Annotated in this window: 26 protein-coding genes; 14 read left to right on the top strand and 12 right to left on the bottom strand. The window is 69.4% G+C overall.

The window, feature by feature from the left end; translation table 11 throughout:
• Positions 1 to 239 precede the first annotated feature (239 nt).
• From CCS01_RS30200 to CCS01_RS30160, 9 genes are all read right to left on the bottom strand, one after another.
• Positions 240 to 1,193: a type II secretion system F family protein gene (locus CCS01_RS30200; protein ID WP_104522598.1), complete on the bottom strand. Its 954-nt coding sequence runs from the start codon at positions 1,191 to 1,193 to the stop codon at positions 240 to 242.
• Positions 1,190 to 2,149: a type II secretion system F family protein gene (locus CCS01_RS30195; protein ID WP_104522596.1), complete on the bottom strand. Its 960-nt coding sequence runs from the start codon at positions 2,147 to 2,149 to the stop codon at positions 1,190 to 1,192. Before CCS01_RS30195 ends, CCS01_RS30200 begins: the two co-directional genes overlap by 4 nt.
• A gap of 2 nt (positions 2,150 to 2,151) precedes the next feature.
• Positions 2,152 to 3,489 (bottom strand): CpaF family protein, encoded by a 1,338-nt coding sequence (locus CCS01_RS30190; protein ID WP_104522594.1) that lies wholly within the window; start codon positions 3,487 to 3,489, stop codon positions 2,152 to 2,154.
• Positions 3,486 to 4,706, bottom strand: a complete 1,221-nt coding sequence (locus CCS01_RS30185; RefSeq protein ID WP_146102033.1) for a P-loop NTPase family protein — start codon at positions 4,704 to 4,706, stop codon at positions 3,486 to 3,488. Before CCS01_RS30185 ends, CCS01_RS30190 begins: the two co-directional genes overlap by 4 nt.
• Complete coding sequence (locus CCS01_RS30180) at positions 4,693 to 5,037, bottom strand: hypothetical protein (protein WP_146102032.1); 345 nt, start codon at positions 5,035 to 5,037, stop codon at positions 4,693 to 4,695. Before CCS01_RS30180 ends, CCS01_RS30185 begins: the two co-directional genes overlap by 14 nt.
• A 77-nt stretch (positions 5,038 to 5,114) precedes the next feature.
• Complete coding sequence (locus CCS01_RS30175) at positions 5,115 to 6,668, bottom strand: type II and III secretion system protein family protein (RefSeq protein ID WP_104522590.1); 1,554 nt, start codon at positions 6,666 to 6,668, stop codon at positions 5,115 to 5,117.
• 5 nt (positions 6,669 to 6,673) lie between these two features.
• Positions 6,674 to 7,507, bottom strand: coding sequence for a Flp pilus assembly protein CpaB (gene cpaB, locus CCS01_RS30170; RefSeq protein WP_104522588.1), 834 nt, complete (start codon positions 7,505 to 7,507; stop codon positions 6,674 to 6,676).
• 3 nt (positions 7,508 to 7,510) lie between these two features.
• Positions 7,511 to 8,029, bottom strand: coding sequence for an A24 family peptidase (locus CCS01_RS30165; RefSeq protein WP_104522586.1), 519 nt, complete (start codon positions 8,027 to 8,029; stop codon positions 7,511 to 7,513).
• A 506-nt stretch (positions 8,030 to 8,535) separates the two neighbouring features.
• The gene (locus tag CCS01_RS30160; RefSeq protein ID WP_158258688.1) at positions 8,536 to 8,727 is read right to left on the bottom strand and encodes a Flp family type IVb pilin; all 192 of its coding nucleotides are present in this window, start codon (positions 8,725 to 8,727) and stop codon (positions 8,536 to 8,538) included.
• 433 nt (positions 8,728 to 9,160) lie between these two features.
• Here CCS01_RS30160 and CCS01_RS30155 point away from each other — a divergent pair, with 433 nt between their 5' ends.
• Genes CCS01_RS30155 through CCS01_RS30145 form a run of 3 tightly spaced genes read left to right on the top strand, consistent with a single transcriptional unit; the run spans position 9,161 to position 11,315 of the window.
• Positions 9,161 to 9,568: a TadE/TadG family type IV pilus assembly protein gene (locus tag CCS01_RS30155; protein ID WP_158258687.1), complete on the top strand. Its 408-nt coding sequence runs from the start codon at positions 9,161 to 9,163 to the stop codon at positions 9,566 to 9,568.
• Between the two features lie 13 nt (positions 9,569 to 9,581).
• The gene (locus tag CCS01_RS30150; protein WP_104522580.1) at positions 9,582 to 10,877 is read left to right on the top strand and encodes a pilus assembly protein TadG-related protein; all 1,296 of its coding nucleotides are present in this window, start codon (positions 9,582 to 9,584) and stop codon (positions 10,875 to 10,877) included.
• Between the two features lie 9 nt (positions 10,878 to 10,886).
• Complete coding sequence (locus CCS01_RS30145) at positions 10,887 to 11,315, top strand: TadE/TadG family type IV pilus assembly protein (protein ID WP_104522578.1); 429 nt, start codon at positions 10,887 to 10,889, stop codon at positions 11,313 to 11,315.
• 86 nt (positions 11,316 to 11,401) lie between these two features.
• On the opposite strand, the gene CCS01_RS30140 is transcribed toward CCS01_RS30145, so the two are convergent.
• The 3 genes from CCS01_RS30140 to CCS01_RS34065 all read right to left on the bottom strand — a co-directional run bounded on the left by CCS01_RS30140 (position 11,402) and on the right by CCS01_RS34065 (position 14,847).
• Positions 11,402 to 12,808 (bottom strand): hypothetical protein, encoded by a 1,407-nt coding sequence (locus CCS01_RS30140; RefSeq protein ID WP_146102031.1) that lies wholly within the window; start codon positions 12,806 to 12,808, stop codon positions 11,402 to 11,404.
• Between the two features lie 67 nt (positions 12,809 to 12,875).
• Positions 12,876 to 13,904, bottom strand: a complete 1,029-nt coding sequence (locus CCS01_RS30135; RefSeq protein WP_158258686.1) for a sensor domain-containing diguanylate cyclase — start codon at positions 13,902 to 13,904, stop codon at positions 12,876 to 12,878.
• 136 nt (positions 13,905 to 14,040) lie between these two features.
• Positions 14,041 to 14,847, bottom strand: a complete 807-nt coding sequence (locus CCS01_RS34065) for a lysozyme family protein (protein ID WP_158258685.1) — start codon at positions 14,845 to 14,847, stop codon at positions 14,041 to 14,043.
• Positions 14,848 to 15,094: 247 nt separating this feature from the next.
• On the opposite strand from CCS01_RS34065, the gene CCS01_RS30130 reads away from it, so the two are divergent.
• From CCS01_RS30130 to CCS01_RS30080, 11 genes are all read left to right on the top strand, one after another.
• Positions 15,095 to 16,372 carry a glycosyltransferase family 87 protein gene (locus CCS01_RS30130; RefSeq protein WP_104522572.1) on the top strand — a complete coding sequence of 426 codons (1,278 nt, stop codon included), beginning with the start codon at positions 15,095 to 15,097 and terminating at the stop codon, positions 16,370 to 16,372.
• 140 nt (positions 16,373 to 16,512) lie between these two features.
• Entirely contained in the window at positions 16,513 to 16,992 is a 480-nt protein-coding gene (locus CCS01_RS30125) for a CBS domain-containing protein (RefSeq protein ID WP_104522570.1), read from the top strand.
• Between the two features lie 15 nt (positions 16,993 to 17,007).
• Positions 17,008 to 18,459 carry a F0F1 ATP synthase subunit beta gene (gene atpD / locus CCS01_RS30120; RefSeq protein WP_104522568.1) on the top strand — a complete coding sequence of 484 codons (1,452 nt, stop codon included), beginning with the start codon at positions 17,008 to 17,010 and terminating at the stop codon, positions 18,457 to 18,459.
• 115 nt (positions 18,460 to 18,574) lie between these two features.
• Positions 18,575 to 18,991 (top strand): F0F1 ATP synthase subunit epsilon, encoded by a 417-nt coding sequence (locus tag CCS01_RS30115; protein ID WP_104522566.1) that lies wholly within the window; start codon positions 18,575 to 18,577, stop codon positions 18,989 to 18,991.
• Complete coding sequence (locus CCS01_RS30110) at positions 18,988 to 19,263, top strand: AtpZ/AtpI family protein (protein WP_204848473.1); 276 nt, start codon at positions 18,988 to 18,990, stop codon at positions 19,261 to 19,263. Before CCS01_RS30115 ends, CCS01_RS30110 begins: the two co-directional genes overlap by 4 nt.
• Positions 19,260 to 19,520: an N-ATPase subunit AtpR gene (locus CCS01_RS30105; protein WP_158258684.1), complete on the top strand. Its 261-nt coding sequence runs from the start codon at positions 19,260 to 19,262 to the stop codon at positions 19,518 to 19,520. Before CCS01_RS30110 ends, CCS01_RS30105 begins: the two co-directional genes overlap by 4 nt.
• Positions 19,517 to 20,212, top strand: coding sequence for a F0F1 ATP synthase subunit A (locus CCS01_RS30100; RefSeq protein WP_104522562.1), 696 nt, complete (start codon positions 19,517 to 19,519; stop codon positions 20,210 to 20,212). The genes CCS01_RS30105 and CCS01_RS30100 overlap by 4 nt, the downstream gene beginning before the upstream one ends.
• Positions 20,209 to 20,454 carry a F0F1 ATP synthase subunit C gene (locus CCS01_RS30095; protein ID WP_104522560.1) on the top strand — a complete coding sequence of 82 codons (246 nt, stop codon included), beginning with the start codon at positions 20,209 to 20,211 and terminating at the stop codon, positions 20,452 to 20,454. The genes CCS01_RS30100 and CCS01_RS30095 overlap by 4 nt, the downstream gene beginning before the upstream one ends.
• Positions 20,454 to 21,218, top strand: a complete 765-nt coding sequence (locus CCS01_RS30090; RefSeq protein ID WP_104522558.1) for a F0F1 ATP synthase subunit B family protein — start codon at positions 20,454 to 20,456, stop codon at positions 21,216 to 21,218. The genes CCS01_RS30095 and CCS01_RS30090 overlap by 1 nt, the downstream gene beginning before the upstream one ends.
• A gap of 365 nt (positions 21,219 to 21,583) precedes the next feature.
• Positions 21,584 to 23,137: a F0F1 ATP synthase subunit alpha gene (locus tag CCS01_RS30085; protein WP_239992458.1), complete on the top strand. Its 1,554-nt coding sequence runs from the start codon at positions 21,584 to 21,586 to the stop codon at positions 23,135 to 23,137.
• Positions 23,134 to 23,982, top strand: a complete 849-nt coding sequence (locus CCS01_RS30080; protein WP_104522554.1) for a F0F1 ATP synthase subunit gamma — start codon at positions 23,134 to 23,136, stop codon at positions 23,980 to 23,982. The genes CCS01_RS30085 and CCS01_RS30080 overlap by 4 nt, the downstream gene beginning before the upstream one ends.
• Positions 23,983 to 24,037 lie beyond the last annotated feature (55 nt).

Genomic DNA, 24,037 nt, shown 5'->3' with positions numbered 1-24,037 from the left:
GCAAACCACAGGCAGGTTGAGACCCGGCTTCGAGCGGGGCGATCTGCCCCGGTCGTCATGGCGGGCGCAGGCCCGCCATCCACGGCTTGCGGTGCTGAGGTCGCCCAAGAGCGTGGATGGCGGGCCTGCGCCCGCCATGACGATGAAGGAGCGCCGTCGTTTTGTCTGAACGAACCTGCGGTATGCTGCAGCTCTCAGCAAACAGCCGGGAAATGAAGATCGCACGTCTGATGCCCACTCTACAGGTGAATGCTTTTCATCAAGTCCATCAATGTCAGGAAGCTCGGCCCGACCAGCGTGATCAGCAGGACCGGAAGAATGCAGAAAATCAGCGGGAAAACCAGCAGAGTCGGTAGCTTCACCGCCTTTTCCTCCAGCCGGAGCATGCGTTCCCGCCGCAGTTCGGCCGCCATCGCCCGCAGGGAGTGCCCCAGCGGCGTGCCGAGCTGCAACGTCTGCAGCAGCATGGTCCCCATCCGCCGCAACCCTTCCACGCCCGAGCGCTTGCCAAGGTTGGTGAAGGCTTCCCGCCGATCCGGCAGGATCTTCAGCTCATCCAGGAAGTTGGCCATGGTCACCGCCATCGCGGGATTGGTGGCGCGGATTTCGGCGGCGGCCTGTTCCAGCGCGCTTTCCAGGCCCAGGCCCGCCTCGGTGCACGCGACCAGCATGTCCAGGATATCCGGAATGCCGCGTTCCACCGCCTTCATGTGCGCGCGCTGAACCAGGCGCAGGGCGGTTTCCGGCAGGACGACCCCGGCCGGCAGCGCCATCGCCAGCAGGCTCATCCATGCGGTCACGGTCACCTGCCGGGCAATGCCCAGGCCGATGACGGCAGCCAGGATCGCGACCAGGAACAGCAGCTTGCCGCCCAGCACCGCCGGCAGGGCCCGGCGGACGTTGAGGCCGCTCGCGGCGATGACGTTCTCCAGCACGTCGATGTCCCTGGCCGAGTACAGCCACGCCGATTGGCGCAGCCACTCGCCGATGCCGGTCACGAGCGACACGGCCTTGCGTGGCCGCCAGCCGTCGGCAACGGCCTCGCCGTCGGCGCGCGGGCCGGTGACGGAACGGACCCGGACCCGCAGGGTCTGCAGCGACGCTTCCCGGGCGAGCACGGCGACCGCGGCGGCGGCCAGAAGCATCGCGACGGCGAGCAGGCCCCAGAACAGGACGGCTTGCTGGCGGGTCAATCGCTCATCGCTCCCCGGATCATCCAGCGCATGATCTGGAACCCCAGTCCCAGCAGCGCGAAACCAATCAGCAGCATCGTGTTGCCCCGCGGATCATGGAACAGCGGCGCCATGTAGCCGGGCTTGACCAGCGACATCAGCAGGCCGCCGACCACGGGCATCGAGGCAATGACATAGGCGGACATCCGCGCCTCGGCCGCGAGCGCCTGGCCGCGGGCGATCACCGCCAGCCGTTGCCGGGTCGTTTCGCCAAGAATTTGGATCGTTTCGACCAGGCGGCCGCCGCGGCGAATCTGCGCGCCAAGGGTCATCGCCATGATCGAATATTCCAGCACGCCGGTGCGCCGGTGCAGGTTCATCAGCGCCACGTCGACCGGAGTCCCGACGCCGACTTCCTGCACGACCCGTTCGAATTCCTCGCGGCTTGGCGACGCCATGTCCCTGGCCGCGATGCGCAGCGCTTCGATCGGCGGCAGGCCGGCCATGACCGTGCTGGCCATCAGCTCGATCATATCCGGCAGTTGTTTCGTCAGGCTCCCGGCGTAGCGGCGGACTTCCCAGCGGAACACGCCGCGCACCAGGACAATGCCGCAGCCGGCGCCGACGGCCAGCGCGGCCTGGCGGGAGAGGCCGAGACGCGCGATCAGGTAGCCCGCCGCGCAGCCGGCCGCGCCCGCCGTATGCACCGCCCAGACCGGCACGACATGCGCATTGTCGAGATCGACCGGCATGGCGGTCAACCGCCGGAACACCTCGGCGAGGCGGCCACCTGATGGCGCGGCGACACGGATGCCGCGGGTTTCCTCCGGTTCGGCCGCGCCCATGCGCTCGGCGGCGGCAACCGAGGAAACCCGGCTCGCCAGCGCCCGCTGCCGCGCGTCCAGGCGCCACGTCAGCAGGGCGCCGGCAAACACCAGCAGCAGCAGGATGGCCGGCAGGAACAGGCCGCCCGGCACCGTCAGACCTCCCGCATCGCCGCGAGCCAGGCGCGGTCCTGGCCATACAGTTCCAGCCGGGGCATGAAGCCCGGCCTGATCCGTGCCGAATCGTAGCGGCCGGCGATGCCGCCGTTCGCGTCCTCCTGCTGGTACTCGAACGTCGCGTGGTCGTTGGTGGTGATGATGTCGCCCTCCAGGCCGCACACTTCGGAGACCTGCACGATCCGCCGCACGCCGTCGCGCATGCGCTCGATCTGGATGATCAGGTCCAGCGCGCCGACGATCTGCGAGCGGATGGCGCGCACGGGCAGGTTGAAATGGCCCATCAGCACCATGTTCTCCACCCGCACCAGCGCATCGCGCGTGCTGTTGGCGTGGATGGTGGAGATCGAGCCGTCATGGCCGGTGTTCATCGCCTGCAGCATGTCGAACGCTTCGGCGCCGCGCACCTCGCCCAGGATGATCCGGTCGGGGCGCATGCGCAGGGCGTTGCGCAGCAGGTCGTTCTGGGTGACCTGGCCGCCGCCTTCCAGGCTCGGCGGACGGGTTTCCAGGCGGATGACGTGCGGCTGCTGCAACTGCAGTTCCGCCGCGTCCTCAATGCTGATGATTCGCTCCTTCGGCGAAATCAGCTGGCTCATGGCGTTCAGCAGCGTCGTCTTGCCGGACCCGGTGCCGCCGGAGATCAGGATGTTCAGCCGCGCCGCCGCCGCGATGCCCAGCAGCCGGGCGATGCCGGCCGTCATCGTGCCGTTGTCGACCATTGCCTGCAGGTCCAGCCGCCGCTTGGGGAATTTCCGGATCGAGATGCACGGGCTGTCGATCGCCAGCGGCGGCACGATGGCGTTGATGCGGCTGCCGTCAACCAGCCGCGCATCGACCATCGGGCTCGATTCGTCAATGCGCCGGCCGATTCGCGCGGCGATCTTCTGCGCCACGACCATGATGTGGGTCGCGTCGCGGAACCGCACGTCGACCCGCTCCAGCTGGCCCCGGCGCTCGACATAGATGGCGTCGGGGCCATTCACCATGATGTCGGTGATGCTGTCGTCCGCCAGCAGCGGCTCCAGCGGGCCCAGGCCGGTCATGTCCTGGACCAGTTCCTCAGCCAGGCGGGATTGCTCGCGCCCCGACAGGCCCAGGCGGTCCTCGTTGGCGATCTGGTGGATGACCCGCTCGATCTCGCGGTGCAGCACCTGCGGAGTCAGCAGCGCCGCCTGGCGGGGATCGATCTCCTTCAGCACGCGCTCGCGCAGGTCGCGGGTTTCCAGCACGGCCGGGTCCGCCACCGCCGGCAGTACGAACGGGTTCGGCGCGACCGGCTGGGTCATGTCGCGGCGGCCAAAGCCTGGTTTCATCGGCGGAACATCCTCGCCAGCAGGCCCGGCGCGGCGCCCGGGCGGATGCCGGCCACCTCGCGCAGGATCGGCGCCAGGTGCCGGCGCAGCGCTGGCGCCTGCGTGACCGCGGGCACGCCCAGGTTCAGGGCGTTGACCATGCGCCGGCCCAGGTCCGGAATGGTCACCTCGGGCTTCGCCCCCAGTCCCTGCTCGATCAGCGGCAGCGGCAGGCCGCCCGGCATGTCATGGCGGTTCACGACGGTGATCACGCGATCCGATCCTGTCGATGCAATAACGAAGTGGCGGTATGCCTTGGCATCGCGCACGCCGGCGACGTCGGGACTGAGCACCAGCACGACGTGGCGCGCCTGGCCCAGCACCGGCAGCATCGGCAGCGGCGTCGGCACCGGCAGATCGACGACCACGTAGTTGAACTTGCTCTGCAGCAGTTCGATAACGCGCGCGACGCCCGCCTCGGTGATGGCGGTGACCGCCTCGAACCCTTCCTCGGCGGCGACCAGGCGCAGGCGCGGCCCGGCTTCGATCGCCGTCCGCTCCAGGAACAGCGCGTCCGCCCGGCTGGGATCCTCCAGCGCGATGCGCAGGCCCGGGCCGGGGCGTCCGCCCAGCATCACCGCCGTCGTGCCGTTGCGCAGGTGCAGGTCGAGCAGGGCGACATGCCCGCCGGTCACTTCCGCCAGTTCCCACGCGAGGTTGACCGCGATAGTGGTCGCCCCTGCCCCGCCGCGCACGCCGGAAACCGTAATCACACGCCCGCCGCGGGCCGAGCGCCAGGTGATGGAACGGCCGGACAGATGCGGTGCGATGAACTGCTGGACGCTGTCGCGGGTCAGTGGCTTGGGCAGGTATTCCGTTACGCCAAGCTCGTTGACCAGCAGGCGGTAGAAGCCGATGTCGGTCTGGTTGCCGATCACCACCACCTGCACGTCCGGCGGACAGACCTGCGCCAGGTCGTCCAGCGCCATCTGCGGGTTGTCGATGCCCTCGATGTCGACGATCAGCATGCCGTCGAGCGGCGTCCGGCGCAGGTAATGCACCCCGCCGGTGATGTCGCCAGCCTGGATCTTCACCGCGTCGCCGAGCGGCTGCAGACCGAAGCGGACGGCGGCGCGGCTTTCCTCGTCGGACAGGAACGCGACGATCCGGTCGTCCGCTGCCTCCAGCGGCGCCGCGGCCGGGACGACCGGCGATGGCGGCGCCTTACTGTCCGCCATTTGCATTGTCGCCTCCCGCCCCGCCGAACGTCGGGCTGCCGTACACGCTGGATGCGGACGCCGCCGGCAACGCCGCGCGATGGCCGGTGAACAGGCGCTGCACGGGGCGGGCCGCCTCGGCGCCGACGCCGGTGTCGTCACCGGATCCGGCGACGAGGTCGCGCGGGTTGACGATCATGGTCCGCAGGTTCGCGTCGTTGGCGCTGGGTTCGCGGTCCAGTGACCAGGTGCCGGGGCGGTCCATCGGCCAGTCCGGCGTGCAGCCGGCCAGCAGCAGCGCGGCAATCATCCAGGCAAGCGGAATGGTTGACCGGCCGGCCCACCCCGTCATGGCCGGCACCTGGGACAGGCGCGGGCCGCTTCCCGCCATGACGTTGCGAAAACGGTGCCAACAGGACATGAACGGCCTCATTCCAGGATGAACCCGGCATTGACCGGCGGCGCGCCCGGACGCGAGGGCGCGAACTGCCGTCCGAACAGGATCCGGTCCAGGTCCGTTGCCGGCCGGAAATGGTCGATCGGCGTGCGCAGCGCGGCCGGGCTGTCCGCCGGCTTCACCAGGTAGGGGGTGACGATGATCACCAGCTCGCTTTCGTTGCGCTGGAAGTCATTCGACTTGAACAGCGAGCCCAGCACCGGCAGCTCGCCAAGCCCCGGCAGCGCGTTGGTCGAATCGATGCTGGTCCGTTCCAGCAGCCCGGCGATGGCGAAGCTCTGGCCGCTGCCAAGCTCGATCGTCGTCTCGGCGCGCCGCACCGTCAGCGCCGGAATGGTCAGCGAGCCGGTGGCCAGCGGCACGCTGACCGCGCCCTGGGTGCTCAGCTGGCTGACTTCCGGCCGCACCCGCAGGTTCAGCCGGGTGGGCGACAGCACCGTCGGCACGAAGGCCAGGCTGATGCCGTACTCCTTGAATTCCACCGTGATCTGCACCGCGCCGTTGGCCACCGCGCCCGCCACCGGGATGGGGAATTCGCCACCCGCCAGGAAGCTGGCCGTCTCGCCCGACAGGGCCGTCAGGTTCGGCTCGGCCAGGATGGTGATCAACTGGTCGGCCGCCAGAGCGTCGATGATGCCGTTGACGTCCCAGGCGCCGTTGCCCGAGGTGAACCCGGCGCCAAGCTGGTTCGGCACCGCCGTGGCGGACGCGAACGGCGCGAGCCCCAGCGGCAGCAGCGGGCTGATGGCACCGCCAGTGGCGGCGCCGGTGAGCAGCCCGAACCGCCAGCCGGGGCCGGAGCCCAGCGCCTGCCAGTTGAAGCCAAGCTGGCGGGTGATCTGCCGGTTCACCTCGGCGATGCGCACCCGGACATTCACCTGGATGGCGCCCAGCACCGTCAGGTTGTCGACCACGTTGGCCTTGTCGCCGACATAGCCGCGCGCGACCGCCTCGGCCTGCTGCGCCGCCAGCGACGTCGAAATGGTGCCGGTCAGGACGACGGCGCTGCCCGCCGCGCGGACGCGGATGCCGGACGCGCCGCTGACCGTCTGGGCGATGGCGTTCTGGATCGCGATGGCGGTCGCGGCCGTGATCCCGGTGGGCGCCGGCGCGGCGGCCCGCGCGCCGGGCGAGACCGTGATGTCGTACTGCACGATCGCGCTGCCGGTCTCCGACGTGGCGATCACCGTGGTGCGTCCCGGCGCGACGCCCATCAGGAACAGGCTGGTGGGCGACGCCGGCTGCACCCGCGCGACCGAGGGATCAGCCGACATCACCGTCGCTGCCGGGCTGGGCAGCCGCAGCAGCACGCCGGTGCCGGCCTGGATGGTCACCGCCTGGCTGATGGTGCCCGCGGGGCCCGGCGGCCGGGCCTCGGCGCGCTGCGCGGGCGGCAACGCCGTGGCCGGCGGATCGAGCGTCCCGCCCGGCGGCAACAGGGACTGGCCCAGCCCCGCCGGAGCCGCCGCCGCGGCCGCCGGAAGCAGAAGCCCGATCAGGACACAGGCACGAAGCACTGGGTACATGCCACTCACCGGAAGGTCACATCGTTACGCTTGTCGCCCTCGATCACCCGCACGGTCGCGCCGATCGGGTGGTCCAGGGCCGGCGAGACGTCCCGGCTGAACACGGACCCCGGCAGCGACGCGTCGGTCTTGTCCGTGCCCATGGCGCGGACGACGAGCGAGATGTGGCCCAGGCGCTGCGCCACGGCCAGGCGGTCCGCGTCCTCGGGACTGACCTGCAGCGTCACGGTGCGGGCGACATGGCCGCCCGTAAGGCCTGCCGTGGACGTGTCATTGCGGGTCAGGGCCTGGTCGATCGCGATGACGCGCACGTCGGCCAGGATCCGCTCGCTGACGACGCGCTGCGCCACCGGCGTGGAGGGGTCCATGGCCTGGGTCAGGATCACGTCCACCCGGTCGCCCGGCCAGATCAGGCCGGCCACGCCGCTGACTTCGTCGACGCCGATCGACGCCGCGCGTGTGCCCGGCTGCAGCACGGCGGCCAGGAAGCCGCGCTCGCGCACGCGCAGCAGGTCACCGGTCAGGATCGGCGCACCCGGATCGACAAACCGCCGCACCAGGGCGCCGCGCAGGGCGGCACGTTGCTGCGGCGCATCGATCAGCGCTTGCGGCGGCAGCTTGCCGGGCGGGACGGCGATCGCGGACAGGTCCTCGTCCCGCAGCAGGGTGCCGATCGGCAGGGCGCGGGCCGCGGTGAGGTAGCTGACGGTCAAGGGCGCCGGCGGCAACTCCGACAAGCGCACGACGGGCTGCGGGGCCCGCGCCACCTGCACGGCCATCAGCCCCAGCGCAAGCGCCGCCATCAGCATCAGGCCGACAACCAGCATGCGTATCGACATGGCTCACGTTCCCAGGCCGGGGAGGATGATCCAGGCGCCGCCGCAGGCTATTGCGATACCGTAAGGGATACAACCCTCGCGCCGCCAGCGCCATCGTTCCACGGTCCACAGCCGGCGCCCGCGGGATGCGGTGGCCGGGCAGCAGGCCGGGCGCGGCAGCCGCCGGGCCAGCAGGTGCGCGACGGCGAGGACGCCACCGGCGAATGCCGTGGCGAGCAGGAAATGACAGGCGGCGGCCACCGGCAGGCCAAGCGCCGCCGCGGACATCAGTTTGACGTCGCCGCCGCCGATGCCGCCCCTGGCGTGCACCACCGCCAGGACGAGAAACAGCGTCGCCGCCAGCGCGGCCGAGGCGGCGACGGCGCCCGGCCCGGAAAGCCCCCGGCCCACCAGGCCGGCCGTGGCCAGCGCCAGGCTGATGCGGTCCGGAATGATCCGCCAGACGATATCGCAACAGGCCGCGGCCGAAAGCAGCGCCAGGGCGGCCAGGGCAAGACCGGTATGCAGCGACGTTGCAGTCATGTGTGACGCCACCCCAGTGTTGATACCAGGCATCCGCGGACACGCAAGGTCATTTCAGGTCACAATCGGAAAAATACAGCTATCCATATAGGCGGATTCTGACATGATTTTCCATGTAATTCGGAAAGTAACCATATCGGCGCCGGCCGCCGGCGCGAATGCAGGCTGCGCCCGCAACGCGACGGGCAAGGCGGCGCCGTCGCGGCCCGGCCGCGGGCGCTGCACCCGGGCGGGGTGCCAAAGCGCTTCCGGTGGCGACGGCGTCGCGGATGGCAGGAATTATCGTGCCGGTCATCGACAGGAAACACCCGGACACGTGCGGACGCCGTTGCGGTGGCGGCAGGCCTGCGCAGGGAGGTCGATAAACCGCGCCGCCGTCTCGACTCCAGCGAGACGCCGGCTGCGGTATCGCGACCGCTTCCGCCGTGTCTTGCTGCGGTCAGTCACCCGGACCGGGCACGCAGACCGGCCAGCAGATCACGCGCCGGGCAGAGAAACGGTGCTGATCAGATCGTGGTTGCTTGGTGACTGACATAGCTGCCGATCGTGCTCAGGGCAGCGCACAGTTGGGTTCCCATTACATTCGCTCCGGCGACGACCATGGCAGAAATCCCCACGAGCAAAAGCACGTATTCGGTGGTGCTGACGCCCTTGCGATCGCGCAGGGCACGCTTCATCGAAGGCAGGAGGCTGATCACGGTCGAGGTTTCCTTCATGGAATCGCTGAATAACGAAGCCGGTAACGGCCTGCCGGTTGAAAGGAAGCCGGTTTCGTAACCAACCTCTTTTCAATCTAAGGTCGTTGACGTAATAATAATAATATGATAGATTTGCAATCATAAAGTTGGGTTTTCGTCAAAAGGGGTTATCGCGGCCATGAGCTGCACAGCTTCGCCTTCCCCCGCCTGTCGGCAAACGCCGGAAATGCCGCTGTGCCGCAAGGGCGCAGACGGTGGCCGTTATCAGGACCCGCCAACGGCTTGCTGGCCATGGTGTTCCCGCGTGGCGGCACGAACCGGCGGCGCGCCGGCAGCACCCGGGCAGCACGCCGGCCGTGATCGGCAGCGGAACGGAAATGCCCTGCAACGGAACGCTCGTGACATTTCTTTGCGGTAGCAAATGATGCGGTCGGTGGTGACAGCGATCCTGCGGATCATCGCGGCCTGCGGGCGCCGGGGCGCCGCGGCGCTGGAATTCGTCCTGATCGCACCGATCATGATCACCCTGCTGCTCGCCCTGCTGGACATCGGCATGGCCGGAATGCGGCTGATTTCCTGTTATGAGGCAATGAGCGGCGTGGCCTCCTACCTGCTCCAGAATCCGCCGCCGGACGTCACCAACATTGGCAGCTGGCTGCCCGCCCAGGCGCCATCGGGCATGAGGGTCAGCCTGCAGTGCGCCGGGGCTGCCTGCACGACGTCCACCGCCAACCTGACCCCGAAGACGTTTCAGCTGTCCCAGACAGTCAAGATATCGGCCACTTTGATGACATACCTGGCCGGCAGCTACACCGTCACCTATTCCGGCCGCCTGCAGTAGACAGGGAACAGCCATGCGCTGCCGCCGCGGATCGATTGCGACACTGTTCGCGCTTCTCGCCGTGGTAATCTGCGGCCTGGCCGCCCTGGGAAGCGAAGTCGGCACGTGGTATGTCATCAAGCGCGATGCCCAGAACGCCGCCGACGCCGCGGCCCTGGCGGGTGCCGTGCAACTGGCCCAGGCCAACGCTCTGACATTGGCCGGCATCAGTGCAGGCCAGATCGCCAATGCTGGCACCAGCGCCGTCAGCTTCGCCAATCAGAACGGATTCTGCACCAACGGCGCGACGTCCTGCATGTCCCAGGGGTCGCCGCAGACAGTGGCGGTGACGGTCGGCAGCTATAGCGGCGGGACGTTCTCGCCCAACACGCCCGGCTCCGGGAACCCAGCCGTGCAGGTGGTGATCACCCAGACACAGCCAGGCATTTTTGCGGCCTTGTTTGGGCAGAGCTCGATCTCCATCCAGGCCAGCGCCGTCGCCCGGACACTCCCCGAGGTTTGCATGCTGGCCCTTTCGGGTCAGCTTGACTTCGACGACTCCGTAAGCATGTCCGCTCCCGGCTGCCTCCTGGCCACGAATGATACCGCGGGCGATGCAATCAGTTTCGACCCCGGCAGCAGCGCCAGCGTGGCCGGGATGACGACGCCCGGGTCGTGTTCCGGCTCAACGGCCTCCTGTGCCGTTGCCACCGCCAATGCGCCGGCAGTCTCCGACCCGCTGGCCCTCCTGGGTGCGTCCGCCACGATAATTCAGATGCAGGCGCTGACGGCCTGCCTGACGACATCGGGCAAGCCCGTGGACTACGGCACGCAGAACTGCCAGAATAAGAACCCGACCTTCGCCTCCGGGACCTATAACGGCACCTACATTCTTTCGGGCGCGGTGAATGTCCAGAGCGGCGCCGTCCTTACCGGCAGCGCCACTTTCATCCTGCTGCCCAACACGAGCGTAAACTGGAACGGCTCTGCTACCCTGAACGTCAGTGCGCCGAACCCGGTCCAGAGCAGCGAGCTGCCCTCGTTCATCCCGGCCGGCGTGATGGACGGCGTGGTGCTGATCGATCTTACCAGCGCGAGCCTGCTCCCGATGATCACCAACGGCGTGTACGGGTTGACGATGAACGGAGCAATTTACGCACCGAACGCACAATATAACGTCTATGTCAGCCCCACATCGGGGCTGACCTGCGGCGTGGTGATCGCGAAGTCCTTCGAGTTCGCGGCCAGCGCAAGCTACAGCAGCGCCAGGTTCAGCACCTGCCCGCCGAACGTCCTGCCGCTCGTGCAGGCCGCGCAGTTGGTTCAATAGGATACAGTGATGTGCCTCAAGAACCGGTCCGGCAGCGCCGTGCTCGAATTCGCCTTTGTGCTGTGGCCCTTCCTGGCGTTGATCTTCGCGATTTTCGACCTGGGCCATTACATGCTGGCGCAGCACGAGCTTCGCACCCTGACTGCCGAGGTTGCGCGGGCCGTCATCATCAGTTGCAGCAACAGCTATGGCAGCCTGTCCGCATCATGCAACGCGAATCCGCTGACCACGGCCCAGGAAAGGGCGATCGCGCCGATCCTGTTCGCCGGCGGCGCGTCGCCGACCGTTACTGTCACGCCGAGCGGCGGCACCATCGCGGTCACCGCCACGATGACCACGTTCCCGACCGTGCTGCCGTGGTGGGGCAACCTGGTGGGCGGGCTGTCGGTCACCACCGATCTGTATTATAGCGCCGGCCATCTTTGTCATGAATCCTGAGACCCTGGAGGGACCAATTTATGCCTGAGAATGCCGGGGCTGAGGTTCGGATCAATCAGGGCCGCATCTCCACTGATGCCCCGGCCTCAGGATGTCGGCGTGCCACGGACATAAATAATGGCATACTCGTCGGCATATAGCCGCTTCCATCCCGGCACCATATCCATCACGGCGCTCGCCGGATTGGACGGGGACAGTATCGTCCAGGCAATATCGCGGCTGGCAAGTGTCCGCTGCAGCACGGCCGAATCCGGACGATCGATATCAATGATCAGTTCAATGAATTTATCACGGTAAAGTTCCGCCCGCCCATCGACGAACGGGCGGAAACCCTCATATATCATGAAACTGCCGAACATGCAGTCGTTCAGCACAGGCTTGGTGCGAAGCGCGGCGGGTACATGCTGAAGCGCTGACAGCGGCGACATCGGCCCATCATGCGGCACGGCCGCGGTGCCCAGGCGCAGCACGGTCACGAGGGCCAGCAAGCCGAGGCCGGCAAGACCGGGAAGTCGGTTGCGGCCCACGGCACCATGTATGGCAACGGGCGCGCCGAAGGCGTCCCCCCGCACCCCTCCGCGGGAAAGCGGCTCGGCCAGGGCAAGCGGCAGGACAATGCCCGCCACAAGAAAATGCCGGACGTGTTGCAGCGACATGTGCAGCATGCCGAGCAGGATCAGCAGCCGGAACAGCGAAATGCGCCGGCCGTGCAGCAAGCAGGCCAACAGCAGCGCGAACAGCGCGATTTCCGCCGGCTGGATCATGTTGAAATCCGGGCTTTGCCACTCACTGATGGCCGTCAGGTGCTGAAGCCGCATCAGATGGAACGGCATGACCAGGCTGTGCCAACCATAGGGCGTCAGCATTGACGCGGCGATTCCGGCCGCCAGGAACAACGCCCAGCTGCGTGCCGCGTGCCAGTCCGGCGTTTTCGTCGCGAACACCGCCTCCAACCCAAAGGGCACCACCAGCAGCAGGCCGAACACGAAGCTGCCGTGCAGATTGGCCCACAACGTCATCACCGGCAGCAGCCAGGGCGAGGGCGGGCGCTCGCGTGTCCGTGCCAGTGCCAGCCCGGCAACCCAGAGTTCGAGCGCGGGCACGGCGAGCAGGTGCGGCCGGGCCAGCGCGGAACCCGCCCCGCAGAGCGAGGCATAGATCGTCACGATCACGGCGAGGAGCGGCGGGAACCAGGTCTGAAGATGTCTGGCCAGCAGCCAGACGGTCAGCGCCACGGCGGCGCCGTACAGGATCAGCACCCCGTCGACGCCGTCCAGCCGCCAGGCGAGAGCCATCAGCAGTTCCGAAAGCCACTCCTGTGCGCGCCACGGCGCGCCGGCGAAGGTGTAGGAAAAAGCGTCGGTCACCGGGACGGTGCCGTGTTCAAGAATCCAGCGGCCGACGGCGATGTGCAGCCAGGTGTCGCCGTCGTTCAGGACGCTCGGCGAGAACAGGAAAACGGCATAGGCCAGGGCGGCCAGGGCGATCGGCATGTGCTTGCTCTGCTGCATCGTGTCGGGGAGATTGTCGCCGGTGTGGTGTTGGTCCGGAGCGCGTGGCCTACGTGGCCGCGCCAGCCTCGCAAACGACATCCGGCGCCAGATCCCGATGGATCATCCTGTTCTTCCCGGCCGCCTTGGCCTGGTACATCAGCCTGTCCACCTCGGCCAGGGCGGCGGCGGCGTCGGCCGGGGCGGCGAAGAAGCACGCCGAGCCAACCGACGCCGTGACCGGCTTGCCGCAGGCCCGCATGCGCCTCTGGATCGCCACCCGCAGGCGCTCGCCCGCGGCGCCGTCATGCACGTCGCCGCTGACGAAGATCATCGCGAACTCGTCGCCGCCAAGACGGGCGACGACGTCTTCCTGCCGCAGGGTCGAGACCAGAACCGCTGCCACCTCCCGCAGGACCCGGTCGCCGGCCTCGTGCCCCTCGGTATCGTTGACGTGCTTGAGGCCGTCGAGGTCGAGGAAAGCGATGGCCAGCCTGCCGCCGGAGCGGCGCTGGGCGGCGATCGCCTTCTGCAGGGCATTCAGGAACGCGGACCGGTTGGCGAGGCCGGTCAGCGTGTCGGTGACGGCAAGCAGTTCCACCTGCCGCATCAACCGGCGCAGTTCCATGGTCGCCACCACCGCCTGCGTCAGGGTCGCGAGCACCTCGACCTGCGCTTCGTCGATGGTCCGTGGCTGACAGTCCTGCACGCACAGCGCGCCGAGCGCGAAGCCATCCCGGTTCACCAGCGGAATGCCGGCATAGAACCGGATGCCGGGATCCAGAGTGACAAGCGGCGAATCGACGAACCGCGGATCGCACATCGCATCCGGCACGATCAATGGCTCGTCCGAAAGGATTGTGTACGCGCAGAAAGCATGGTCGCGCGGGGTTTCGGTGACCGGCAACCCATGCCGGGCCTTGAACCACTGCCGATCGGCGTCGACGAGCGACACCGTCGCCATCGGGCATCCAAGGATCTGCGCGGCGAGCTTGGCGATGTTGTCATACGCGCTTTCACAGGAGGTATCCAGAATTTCATACGAACGGAGGGCCGTGAGACGCTCCTGCTCATTGTCCGGGATCGGAGCCGGTGGCATTTGGCGCAATATCCTGAAACGAACAGCATTGTAGCTTCGTAGTAATAATATACCAGCTCGAACGGCGCCGATGCGAGTTGTTTCTGCATCCTTTCGCCGGTGCGGAAGCCGGCCGCGGCACGCGCCGTCCCCGGCGTCAGCCCGCCGGCCGCGGCACGAAGCGCGTTGCCTTCCCGCCATGCCGTCCGCCCGCCCGCGGCACCAGAACGATCGGCAGGGCCGCCTGCGGCATGGCGGTCCACTGCAACGGCCCGGTCGCGCCCTGCGGTCCCAGCACGCGCGGCAGGTTGGCGGACGCCGCCGGCGGGTCGGCAACGCTGATGACCTGGACCTGCCGCGCCGCCGGCGACAGCAGCACGGCATAGGCGGCCGCCTGCGCCACCGGCCCGCGCCCCCGCGTCCAGGCCCAGGCCGCCTGCACCTGCCGCAGGTACTGCGCGCCGAGCAGTGGCGAGGCGGAGTGGTACAGCGCGATCGCCAGGTCCCAGGAATTGCCCCGCAGCCGGGTCAGCGTCAGGATCCGCGCCGCCGCCTGCGCGTTGGCGTCGGGGTCCAGCGCCGCCTCCAGGCTGGGAAACGCCTCGGGATGGTAGAACAGGTCGACCTGGAAACAGCCGACGTCGATCGCCCTGCGTCCCACGTCCTGGAAGGCGCGGATGGCGGCGATGGCCTCGGCCTTGCCGGGCATGACGTAGCCGCGGCCGTCGGTGTTGATGCTCCACGGCCAGGGGACGGGCCGGCCGGTGCCCAGGTCGCCGCGGCCGCTCTCGACGATGCCGATGGCCGACAGCAACCCCTCCGGCAGGTGCCAGTCGGCCTCGGCCCGGGCAGCGGCGCGATCGCAGGCGAGCAGGGGATTGTCCGGCATGTCCCGGGCCGCCGCCGGCACGGCAAGCGTCACGGCGCAGGCAAGGGCGATCGCGATCCGGTGGCGGTGTGGCATGCGGGTCAGCCGTCCGGAGGCACCGCGCCGGCGCGGGCGGGTCGAAACGAACGAATCAGAACGAAACTAATCATCGCCGACCGGAACAATCAGAAAAACCTTGTCACTGCCGGCGTCCCTGTGGCGCGATCAGCCATGTTGTGCAGCCACCGCCGATCGAGTGCGGGGTTTTCTTGCATATCCGACTCTTTTTCTGCAAAGGAAAATTTCGGATCGATCGCGCATTGCCTGCGGATGGAGGCTATGGATGATGGTACGCCTGCCGGCGGTCAGCCGGGCGCTGCACAGCCTCGGCGACGGCGCATGGCTCACGCGGCGGCGCCTGCTCGCGGCGGCAACCGTTCTTCTGCTGCTCGAGGCCGCGCTGCTGGGGATCGTGATCGCCGGGTCGCATGGCCTGTTCGGGCGGGGCGAGCCGACGACGACTGATTTCATCAGTTTCTATGCCGCGGGCCGGCTGGCGGACGGCGGGACGCCCGCCCTGGTCTATGACCGGATCGCGCATGGCGCCGCCGAGCGGCAGGTCGCCAACGCCGCAATTCCTTACATCTACTTCTACTATCCGCCGACCTATGTCCTGGTCTGCGCGGTCCTGGCGCGGCTGCCGTACCTGCCGGCGTTCGTTGCGTTCCAGGCAGCGACCCTGGCCTGGGCGCTGGCGGCCATGCGCGCGATCCTGCATGAACGCCGGTGGCTGGCGGTGCTGCCGCTGATCGCGTTCGCGCCGGCCTTCTGGACGATGGGACTGGGCCAGAACGCGTTCCTCACCGCCGCCCTGTTTGCAACCGCAACGTTGTCGCTCGGCCGCCGGCCGGTGCTGGCGGGCCTGCTGTTCGGGGCAATCTGCTACAAGCCGCATTTCGGGCTGCTGCTGCCAATCGCGCTGGCGGCCGGCGGCCATTGGCGGGCGTTCGCCGCGGCCGGCGCGGCGGCGCTTGGGCTCTGCGCGCTGTCGTTGGCGCTGTTCGGCTGGGAGACGTGGCACGCCTACGTGGCGGCGTTCGCCGGTTCCCACGCCGTCTATGCGTCCGGGACACTGGACCTGGCCGCGTATATCAGCCCGTTCGGGGCCGCCCGGTCCCTGGGGCTGCCGCCTGCGGCATCCGGGGTGGTGCAATCGGCCGCGACGCTGATTGCGGCGTCCGCGGTCCGGACCACATGGCGGCGCCGGCTGTCGCTTCCCGTCCGCGCGGCGATCCTGGCCGCGGCGACGCCCGTCGCGGTCCCGGTGGGGCTGGTCTATGACCTGGTGCTGTCCGGCATCGCCATGGCCTGGCTGGTGCGCTGGGGCCACGACCACGGCTTCCTGCCGTGGCAGCGGCTGGCCCTGGCCGTTCTGTTCGTGTGGCCGTTACTTGGGCTTAACATGGATCCCGCGACGTACCTGCTGGCGCCGCCGGCGGTTGCCATCGGCGTGTTCGTCCTGGCCTGGCTGTGCGCGCGGCGGGAAAGCACATTGCCTCAGATCCGGAACGTTCTGCCGACGGTCGCGCCGGAAGCCGTTACCGTTTCGTTATGGCGGTGAAGGCGCGCCGTCGTTCCCGTCCCATCCTGCCTGCGGCCTGGCGCAGCGCCCGTGTGGCTCCCCCCGCACCGCACGATTGAGAAAAATCAACAGCCTGTCCCCCGCCGCCGCGCATCATCGCTGCCGGAAGGAAGACGCGCATGTCACTCACCGCCGCCGACATCATGACGAAGTCCGTACTGACCGCGAAGCCGGACGATACCGTGGCCGCCGTCGCCAGGCTGCTCAGCGAGCACGACATCAGCGCCGTCCCGGTCTGCGACTCCCGTGGCGCGGTGATCGGCATGGTCAGCGAGGGCGACCTGCTGACGCCCGTCGGCGCCGAAAGCACCGCACGGCGCTCCCGGTGGCTGACCATACTGGCCGAGGGCACCGACCTCGCTTCGGACTTCGTGCATTACATCGGCATCGGCAACAGGCGCATCGGCGACCTGATGGTGAAGCCGGTCATCACCGCCACCGCCGACACGCCGGTGCCGCAACTCGCCGACATGCTGGTCCGGCATCATATCAAGCGGCTGCCGATCGTCCAGGACGGCAGGCTGGTCGGCATCGTCTCCCGCGCCAACCTGATCCGCGCCTTCGCCCGCAACCCCGACGCGGTCGTCGAGCCGCCATAGGCCCGGGCGCCGGCCGTGTCGCCGCCCCTCACCCCTGTGTCCGGCCAGGTCGTTGCCCTCCGCGGGCCGGTGATCGACGCCCGCTTCCCCAGCGGTGCGCTGCCGGCAATCCAGGAGGCGCTGCACGTCGCCTGGGACCAACCCGGCGTGCTGACCGCGGAGGTGCAGAGCCACCTCGACGAGACCACCGTCCGTGCCGTTTCCCTGCAGCCCACCGCCGGCCTGCGCCGCGGCACTGCCGTGCGCGCCACCGGCGGCCCGATCACCATGCCGATCGGCGACGCGGTGCTGGGACGGCTGCTGGATGTGCTGGGCCGCGAGCAGGACCACGGCAAACCGCTGCCCGCCGACATCGACCGCTGGCCGATCCACCGGGCGCCGCCGCCGCTGACGGCGCAGACCGGGACGGGCGACGTATTCGAGACCGGCATCAAGGTCATCGACCTGCTGGTGCCGCTCGCCCAGGGCGGCAAGGCGGCGATGTTCGGTGGCGCCGGCGTCGGCAAGACCGTGCTGGTGATGGAACTGATCCACGCCATGGTGGAGAAGTACCAGGGCATCTCGGTCTTCGCCGGCGTCGGCGAACGCTCGCGCGAGGGGCACGAACTGCTGCACGACATGCGCGCCTCCGGCGTGCTGGGCCGCACCGTGCTGGTCTATGGCCAGATGAACGAGCCGCCGGGCGCCCGCTGGCGCGTCGGCCTGTCCGCGCTGACCATCGCCGAGTATTTCCGCGACCGGAAGCACCAGAACGTGCTGCTGCTGATGGACAACGTGTTCCGCTTCGTCCAGGCCGGCAGCGAGGTATCGGGCTTGCTCGGCCGCCTGCCGTCCCGCGTCGGCTACCAGCCGACATTGGCGACCGAGGTCGCGGCCTTGCAGGAGCGCATCGCCTCCATCGCCGGCGCCTCGGTGACCGCGATCGAGGCGGTGTACGTGCCGGCCGACGACTTCACCGACCCGGCGGTGACGGCGATCTCCAGCCACCTGGAAAGCGCCATCGTGCTGTCGCGCGGCATGGCGGCCGAGGGCATCTATCCGGCGGTCGATCCGCTGGCCTCGTCGTCCGTGCTGCTCGACCCGCTGGTGGTCGGCCAAGCGCACTACGACGTCGCCGAGCGGGTGCGCGAGACGCTGGCGCACTGGCGCGAACTGCGCGACGTGATTGCACTGCTCGGCACCGAGGAACTCGGCGCGCAGGACCGCCAGATCGTCGCCCGCGCCCGGCGGCTGCAGCGCTTCCTGACGCAGCCGTTCAGCGTCACCGAGGCCTTCACCGGGATGCAGGGGAAATCGGTGAAGCTGGCGGATACCATCGCCGGCTGCCGCGCCATCCTCGACGGCGAGGCCGATGCGTGGCCGGAAAGCGCCCTCTACATGATCGGCAGCATCGATGAAGCCCGGCAGCGGGCCGAGGCTGGCCCAAGCGACGAACCCCGGCAGCCGGCCGGAGCGGAGGCTGCATGATATCTCACCGTTATGGCCCGGCTCGTCCGGGCCACCTATTCCAGCACGTGTGCCGCGACAGGTGGCCCGGACGAGCCGGGCCATGACGGTGGAGGAACGTCCCCGGACACCCGGCATGAGACTGCTGATCACCGACCCCACCGCCGTCGTCGTCGATTCCGCCGACATCACCAGCCTGCGGGCCGAGGACGAGACCGGCAGCTTCGGCATCCTGCCCGGCCACGCCGACATGCTGACGGTGCTGACGACCTCCGTGGTGCTGTGGCGCCATACCGACGGCAAGCCCGGCTACTGCGCCGTCCGCCGCGGCGTGCTGAGTGTCCAGGGCGGGAAGGAAATCGCCATCGCCACTCGTGACGCGCAGCGCGGCGACGACCTGGAAACCCTGGAAACCCAGGTGCTGGCCCGCTTCCTCGCCGAGGCCGAAGCCGAACGCGCCGGCCGCGTCGCCGCCATGCGGCTGCACACCCAGGCGATCCGCCGCATCATCGAGGCGCTGCGCGCCAACGGCCCCACGGACATCGGCGCATGAGCACGGAGCCCGACGGCATGCTCGACTCCATCCGCCGCCAGCAGCGGCGCTACCGCGCCTGGATGCGGCAGGGCGAGCCGACCCTCGGCCGCTACCTCGCGCAAGTCGGCGTGCTGGGCTGGATGATCGTGGTGCCGGCGCTGCTGGGCGTGTTCGTGGGGCGCTGGATCGACCGCAGCCTGGGCACCGGCATCTTCTGGACCGGCCCGCTGATGCTGCTGGGGCTCGCCGCCGGCTGCTGGACCGCCTGGCAATGGATGCACGACCGATGATTGCCGAGGTCGCCTGGCTCGCCGCGGGACTGGCGGCGGGAACGCTGCACTTCGCGCTGCTGCGCTGGAACGCCGCGCTGTACGGCCGCGCCGGAGGCATCGGCGGTGCGGTGGCGCTGCAACTGCTGCGGCTGGCGGTGCTGGGCGGCGTGCTGGCGGTGATCGCCACGTATGGCGCGCTGCCGCTGTTGCTCGCGGCGCTGGGCGTGGTGGCGGCGCGGCCGGTGGTGGTGCGGCTGATGGCGCCCGCGCCATGACGAGGTCGCCGCTGACCCTGTCCGTCGCGTTCCACCTCGGCCCCGTCGCCGTCACCACGCCGGTGGTGACGACCTGGGCGATCATGCTGCTGCTGGCCGGCGGCTTCTGGCTGACGACCCGCCACCTGGCGCTGCGCCCGTCGCTGGCGCAGGCGACGCTGGAACTGGTGGTCGACGCCATCCGGCAGCAGATCCACGACACCATGCGCGTCGAGCCGGAGCCCTTCCTCCCGCTGATCGGCACGCTGTTCCTGTTCACCTTCACCGCCAACTGGTCGTCCCTGGCGCCAGGCGTGGAGCCGCCGACGGCGCACCTGGAAACCGACGCCGCGCTCGCCCTGATCGTGTTCTTCGCCGTCACGTACTTCGGCATCCGCTTCCGCGGCGTGCGCGGCTACCTGGCGACCTTCGCCGAGCCGACGATCGTCATGATCCCGCTGAACATCGTCGAGACGCTGACGCGGACCTTCTCGCTGGTGGTGCGGCTGTTCGGCAACGTCATGAGCGGCGTGTTCGTCATCGGCATCGTGCTGTCGCTGCTCGGCCTGCTGGTGCCGGTGCCGCTGATGGCGCTGGACCTGCTCACCGGCGCGGTGCAGGCGTACATCTTCAGCGTGCTGGCAATGGTGTTCATCGCCGGCGCCCTCGGCGGCCACGAGGCACAACCGGACGAGGAGCCCGAACCGCCATGAATGCCCTGCAGATCGCCAGCATCCTGGGCGCCGCCCTGGCGGTGTCGTTCGGCGCCATCGGCCCGGCGCTGGGCGAGGGCCGCGCCGTCGCCGCCGCCATGGACGCGATCGCAAGGCAGCCGGAGGCGGCGAACACTATCTCCCGCACCCTGTTCGTCGGCCTGGCGATGATCGAGACCATGGCGATCTACTGCCTGGTGATCGCCCTGTTGCTGCTGTTCGCCAACCCGTTCGTGCACTGATGCGCTTCGACTGGACCACGCTGCTGCTGCAGACGGTCAACCTGCTGGTGCTGGTCTGGCTGCTGCGGCGCTTCCTGTTCCGCCCGGTGATGGCGATCATCGCCGCCCGCAAGCGCGCCGCCGAGGCGCTGCTGGCCGACGCGGAAGCCGCCCGCGCCGCCGCCCGCTCGGAAGCGGAGGGCGTTGCCAGCCGCCGGAAGTCGCTGGCGGCGGAGGGTGATCACATCCTGGCCGACGCCCACGCCTCGGCCGAGGCGGAACGGACGGAACTGCTGTCGCAGGCCCGGCAGGAAGCCGCCCGGACGCAACAGGCGGCGGAAGCGACGCTGGACCAGGAACGCGCCCGGATCCGCCGCGCGCTGGAGGCCGAGGCACGGCAACTGGCCGTCACCATCGCCGCCCGCCTGCTGGCGCGTCTGCCGCCGCAGGCCGCCACCGCCGCGCTGTTGGACATGCTCGATGCCTGGCTGGCGACACTGCCGGCGGCAACGCTGGGGAACCTTACGGGCACCGGCGAGACGCTGGAGGTGGCGACGGCGGCACCGCTCGACGAGGCGGCGCAGGCGTCCTGTGTGGCGATGCTGCGGCGACGGCTCGGCGACAGCTTACGGCTGCGCTTCGTGGGTGACCCCGCGCTGATCGCCGGCGTCGAACTGCGCGGGCCGCACGCGCGGCTGAGCAACACCTGGCGGGCCGATCTGGACCGCATTGCCGAGGAACTGGCGAAGGATGAGCAGAGCCTCGTCCCATGCGCGTCAGGCTAAAGCCGTGATGGCGCAGGGTCGTCTCCCCGTGGCGCAGGGGCGTTCTCTCTCCGTCATGGCCGGGCGTATCCCTACGCAATGCACACATCCTGGAAACGAGTCGGAAATGACCGTGAAATCAAGTGCTTGCCTGGGCGCCGCTGCGTTCCCCCATCGTCATGGCCCGGCTTGTCCGGGCCTCCTATTCCAGCACTTGTGCCGCGACAGGTGGCCCGCACGAGCCGGGCCATGACGAAAGGGAAACGCAGCGGCGGACCGTTTCCGAGATGTGTGCATCCCGTAGGGCGTATCCCGGCCATCCACCCCTCGCCGTCGAAGCGCAGATGGCCGGGACACGCCCGGCCATGACGGAGAGAGAACGCCCCGTGGCGCCAGACCCATCGCCTGTCTCGGCCTGTTCCGGCATTTGTGGCGGTTCGCCCTGGCTCGACCGCGCCGCCGGCCGGGTAGCGGCGGCGGCGCTGGGCCCCTCGATCGAGGAACTGGGCCGCGTCGAGAGCCTCGGCGACGGCATTGCGATGGTGTCCGGCTTGCCCTCGGCGCGGCTGGACGAGGTGCTGCGGTTCCAGCGCGGCCAGCTCGGCTTCGCCCAGACCCTGGACCGCGACCGCATCGGCTGCGTGCTGCTGGACGATGCCGGGGCGATCGAGGCCGGCGACACGGTGCACGGCACCGGCGACGTGGTGCGCGTGCCGGTCGGGCCGGGCTTCCTCGGCCGGGTGGTCGATCCGCTCGGCCGCCCGCTGGACGGCGGCGCGCCGATTGACCCCGCGGCGCACCAGCCGATTGAGCAGCCGGCGCCGGCGATCGTCGAGCGGGATTTGGTGACGCAGCCGGTGCAGACCGGGATCCTGACGATCGACGGGCTGTTCGCGCTCGGTCGCGGCCAGCGGGAGCTGATCATTGGCGACCGCGGCACCGGCAAAACCGCCATCGCCGTCGATACCGTGATCAACCAGCGCGGCTCCGACATCATCTGCGTCTATGTCGCGGTCGGGCAGAAGTCCTCGACCGTGGCACGGATCATCGACGCCATCCGCCGGCACGGCGCGCCCGGGCGCTGCATCTTCGTCGTGGCCGCCGCCACCGCCACGCCGGGGCTGCAATGGATCGCCCCGTTCGCCGGCATGACGCTGGCCGAGCACTTTCGCGACCAGGGCCGGCACACGTTGGTGGTGATCGACGACCTGAGCAAGCACGCCGCGACGCATCGCGAGATCGCCCTGCTGACCCGCCAGCCGCCGGGCCGCGAGGCTTACCCCGCCGACGTATTCTACCTGCACGCCCGCCTGCTGGAGCGCGCGGCGAAGCTGTCGCCGGAGAAGGGGGGCGGATCGCTGACCGCGCTGCCGATCGCCGAGACCGATGCGGGGAACCTGAGCGCCTATATCCCGACCAACCTGATCTCGATCACCGACGGCCAGCTGGTGATGAGCGCGCGGCTGTTCCAGGAGGGGCAGAAGCCGGCGATCGACATCGGCACCAGCGTCAGCCGTGTCGGCGGCAAGACCCAGGCGCCGGCGCTGCGCGCCGCCACCGGCACGATGCGGCTGGATTATGCGCAGTTCCTGGAGCTGGAGATGTTCTCACGCTTCGGCGGCGTGCCGGATGCGCGGGTGCAGGCGCAGCTCGCCCGCGGCGCCACGCTGCGCGCGCTGCTGTCGCAGCCGCAGTACCGGCCGCTGCGGCTGTGCGACGAGGTGGCGCTGGCGACGGCGCTGCGCGAGGGTATGCTGGACGCCGTGCCGCCCGCCCGGATCAACGAGTTCCGGGCGGCGCTGCCGGCGTGGCTGGACCAGCACGCCGACGCAATCGCGCGACGGCTGGATGCTACCGGCGACCTGACCGCGGAGCAGACCGCCGCCCTGGCCGCCGCGGTGCGGGCGCTGGCGCAGCGGTATGCGGGTGATGCCGCATGACCGAGCGCCTGGCCGAAACCACCCGGCGGATCCGCAGCGTGCAGCAGCTCGACGCCGTGGTGACGGCGATGCGCGGCATTTCCGCCAGCCGCGTGCAGCAGGCGCATGCGTTGCTGCAGGGCGTCAGGGCACATGCGGCAATCATTGGCCGCGCCATCGGCCAGGCGCTGCCGCTGCTGCCGGACAACCATGACGCGACGACCATCCGCGCCGGGCGGCGGGCGCTGATCCTGTTCTGCGCCGAGCAGGGCTTCGCCGGCGCCTTCAGCGACCGCATGCTGGAGGCGGCGCGGGTGACCGCGAACTCGCAGGACCTGTTCCTGATTGGCTCGCGCGGCGGCGGGCTGGCGGTCGAGCGGCGCCTGCGCCTGTTCTGGCACGCGCCGATGGTGCCGCACGCGAACCTGGTGGCGGTGCTGGCCGGCCGCATCGCCGATGCGCTCTACGCCTGGCTGGCCGATCGGCCTGGACCGCGCGTCGATGTCATGGTGCCCATCTGGTCCGCCGCCGGCGGGGTGGCGGCCGAGCGGCGGTCGCTGCTGCCGTTCGATTTCCGCCGCTTCGCCGTGAAAGCCTCCGGCCAGGCGCCGCTGACCACCCTGCCCCCGGCCCGGCTGCTGGCGCGGCTGGCCGAGGAATACGTCTTCGCGGAGCTGTGCGAGGCGGCGCTGACCGCGTTCGCCGCCGAGAACGAAGCCCGGGTCGCCACCATGCTGGGGGCGAAAGGCAACCTGGAGACGATGCTGACGGACCTGCAGGTGCTGGAGCGGCAGATCCGCCAGGAGGAGATCACCGCCGAGGTGGTCGAACTCGCCAGCAGCGCGGGCGCCCGCCGATCGGCGTGACGGCCGGGGCTGGTTCGGGGGATATGCCATTTGCGGCTGAGAATGAATGTTGGCG

Origin of the sequence: Rhodopila globiformis (assembly GCF_002937115.1) — a bacterium.
GTDB classification, from domain to species: Bacteria; Pseudomonadota; Alphaproteobacteria; order Acetobacterales; family Acetobacteraceae; genus Rhodopila; species Rhodopila globiformis.
The sequence above is the reverse complement of the archived record's forward strand: the minus strand, read 5'-3'. Positions and strand labels throughout refer to the sequence as shown.

Excerpts from the sequence above, each read along its gene's own strand:
- CCS01_RS30190 (WP_104522594.1), bottom strand. The coding sequence starts at position 3,489 with ATGAAACCAGGCTTTGGCCGCCGCGACATGACCCAGCCGGTCGCGCCG.
- CCS01_RS30185 (WP_146102033.1), bottom strand. The coding sequence starts at position 4,706 with ATGGCGGACAGTAAGGCGCCGCCATCGCCGGTCGTCCCGGCCGCGGCG.
- CCS01_RS30180 (WP_146102032.1), bottom strand. The coding sequence starts at position 5,037 with ATGACGGGGTGGGCCGGCCGGTCAACCATTCCGCTTGCCTGGATGATT.
- CCS01_RS30175 (WP_104522590.1), bottom strand. The coding sequence starts at position 6,668 with ATGTACCCAGTGCTTCGTGCCTGTGTCCTGATCGGGCTTCTGCTTCCG.
- cpaB (WP_104522588.1), bottom strand. The coding sequence starts at position 7,507 with ATGTCGATACGCATGCTGGTTGTCGGCCTGATGCTGATGGCGGCGCTT.
- CCS01_RS30165 (WP_104522586.1), bottom strand. The coding sequence starts at position 8,029 with ATGACTGCAACGTCGCTGCATACCGGTCTTGCCCTGGCCGCCCTGGCG.
- CCS01_RS30150 (WP_104522580.1), top strand. The coding sequence starts at position 9,582 with ATGCGCTGCCGCCGCGGATCGATTGCGACACTGTTCGCGCTTCTCGCC.
- CCS01_RS30145 (WP_104522578.1), top strand. The coding sequence starts at position 10,887 with ATGTGCCTCAAGAACCGGTCCGGCAGCGCCGTGCTCGAATTCGCCTTT.
- CCS01_RS30140 (WP_146102031.1), bottom strand. The coding sequence starts at position 12,808 with ATGCCGATCGCCCTGGCCGCCCTGGCCTATGCCGTTTTCCTGTTCTCG.
- CCS01_RS30135 (WP_158258686.1), bottom strand. The coding sequence starts at position 13,904 with ATGCCACCGGCTCCGATCCCGGACAATGAGCAGGAGCGTCTCACGGCC.
- CCS01_RS34065 (WP_158258685.1), bottom strand. The coding sequence starts at position 14,847 with ATGCCACACCGCCACCGGATCGCGATCGCCCTTGCCTGCGCCGTGACG.
- CCS01_RS30130 (WP_104522572.1), top strand. The coding sequence starts at position 15,095 with ATGATGGTACGCCTGCCGGCGGTCAGCCGGGCGCTGCACAGCCTCGGC.
- CCS01_RS30125 (WP_104522570.1), top strand. The coding sequence starts at position 16,513 with ATGTCACTCACCGCCGCCGACATCATGACGAAGTCCGTACTGACCGCG.
- CCS01_RS30115 (WP_104522566.1), top strand. The coding sequence starts at position 18,575 with ATGAGACTGCTGATCACCGACCCCACCGCCGTCGTCGTCGATTCCGCC.
- CCS01_RS30110 (WP_204848473.1), top strand. The coding sequence starts at position 18,988 with ATGAGCACGGAGCCCGACGGCATGCTCGACTCCATCCGCCGCCAGCAG.
- CCS01_RS30105 (WP_158258684.1), top strand. The coding sequence starts at position 19,260 with ATGATTGCCGAGGTCGCCTGGCTCGCCGCGGGACTGGCGGCGGGAACG.
- CCS01_RS30100 (WP_104522562.1), top strand. The coding sequence starts at position 19,517 with ATGACGAGGTCGCCGCTGACCCTGTCCGTCGCGTTCCACCTCGGCCCC.
- CCS01_RS30095 (WP_104522560.1), top strand. The coding sequence starts at position 20,209 with ATGAATGCCCTGCAGATCGCCAGCATCCTGGGCGCCGCCCTGGCGGTG.
- CCS01_RS30090 (WP_104522558.1), top strand. The coding sequence starts at position 20,454 with ATGCGCTTCGACTGGACCACGCTGCTGCTGCAGACGGTCAACCTGCTG.
- CCS01_RS30080 (WP_104522554.1), top strand. The coding sequence starts at position 23,134 with ATGACCGAGCGCCTGGCCGAAACCACCCGGCGGATCCGCAGCGTGCAG.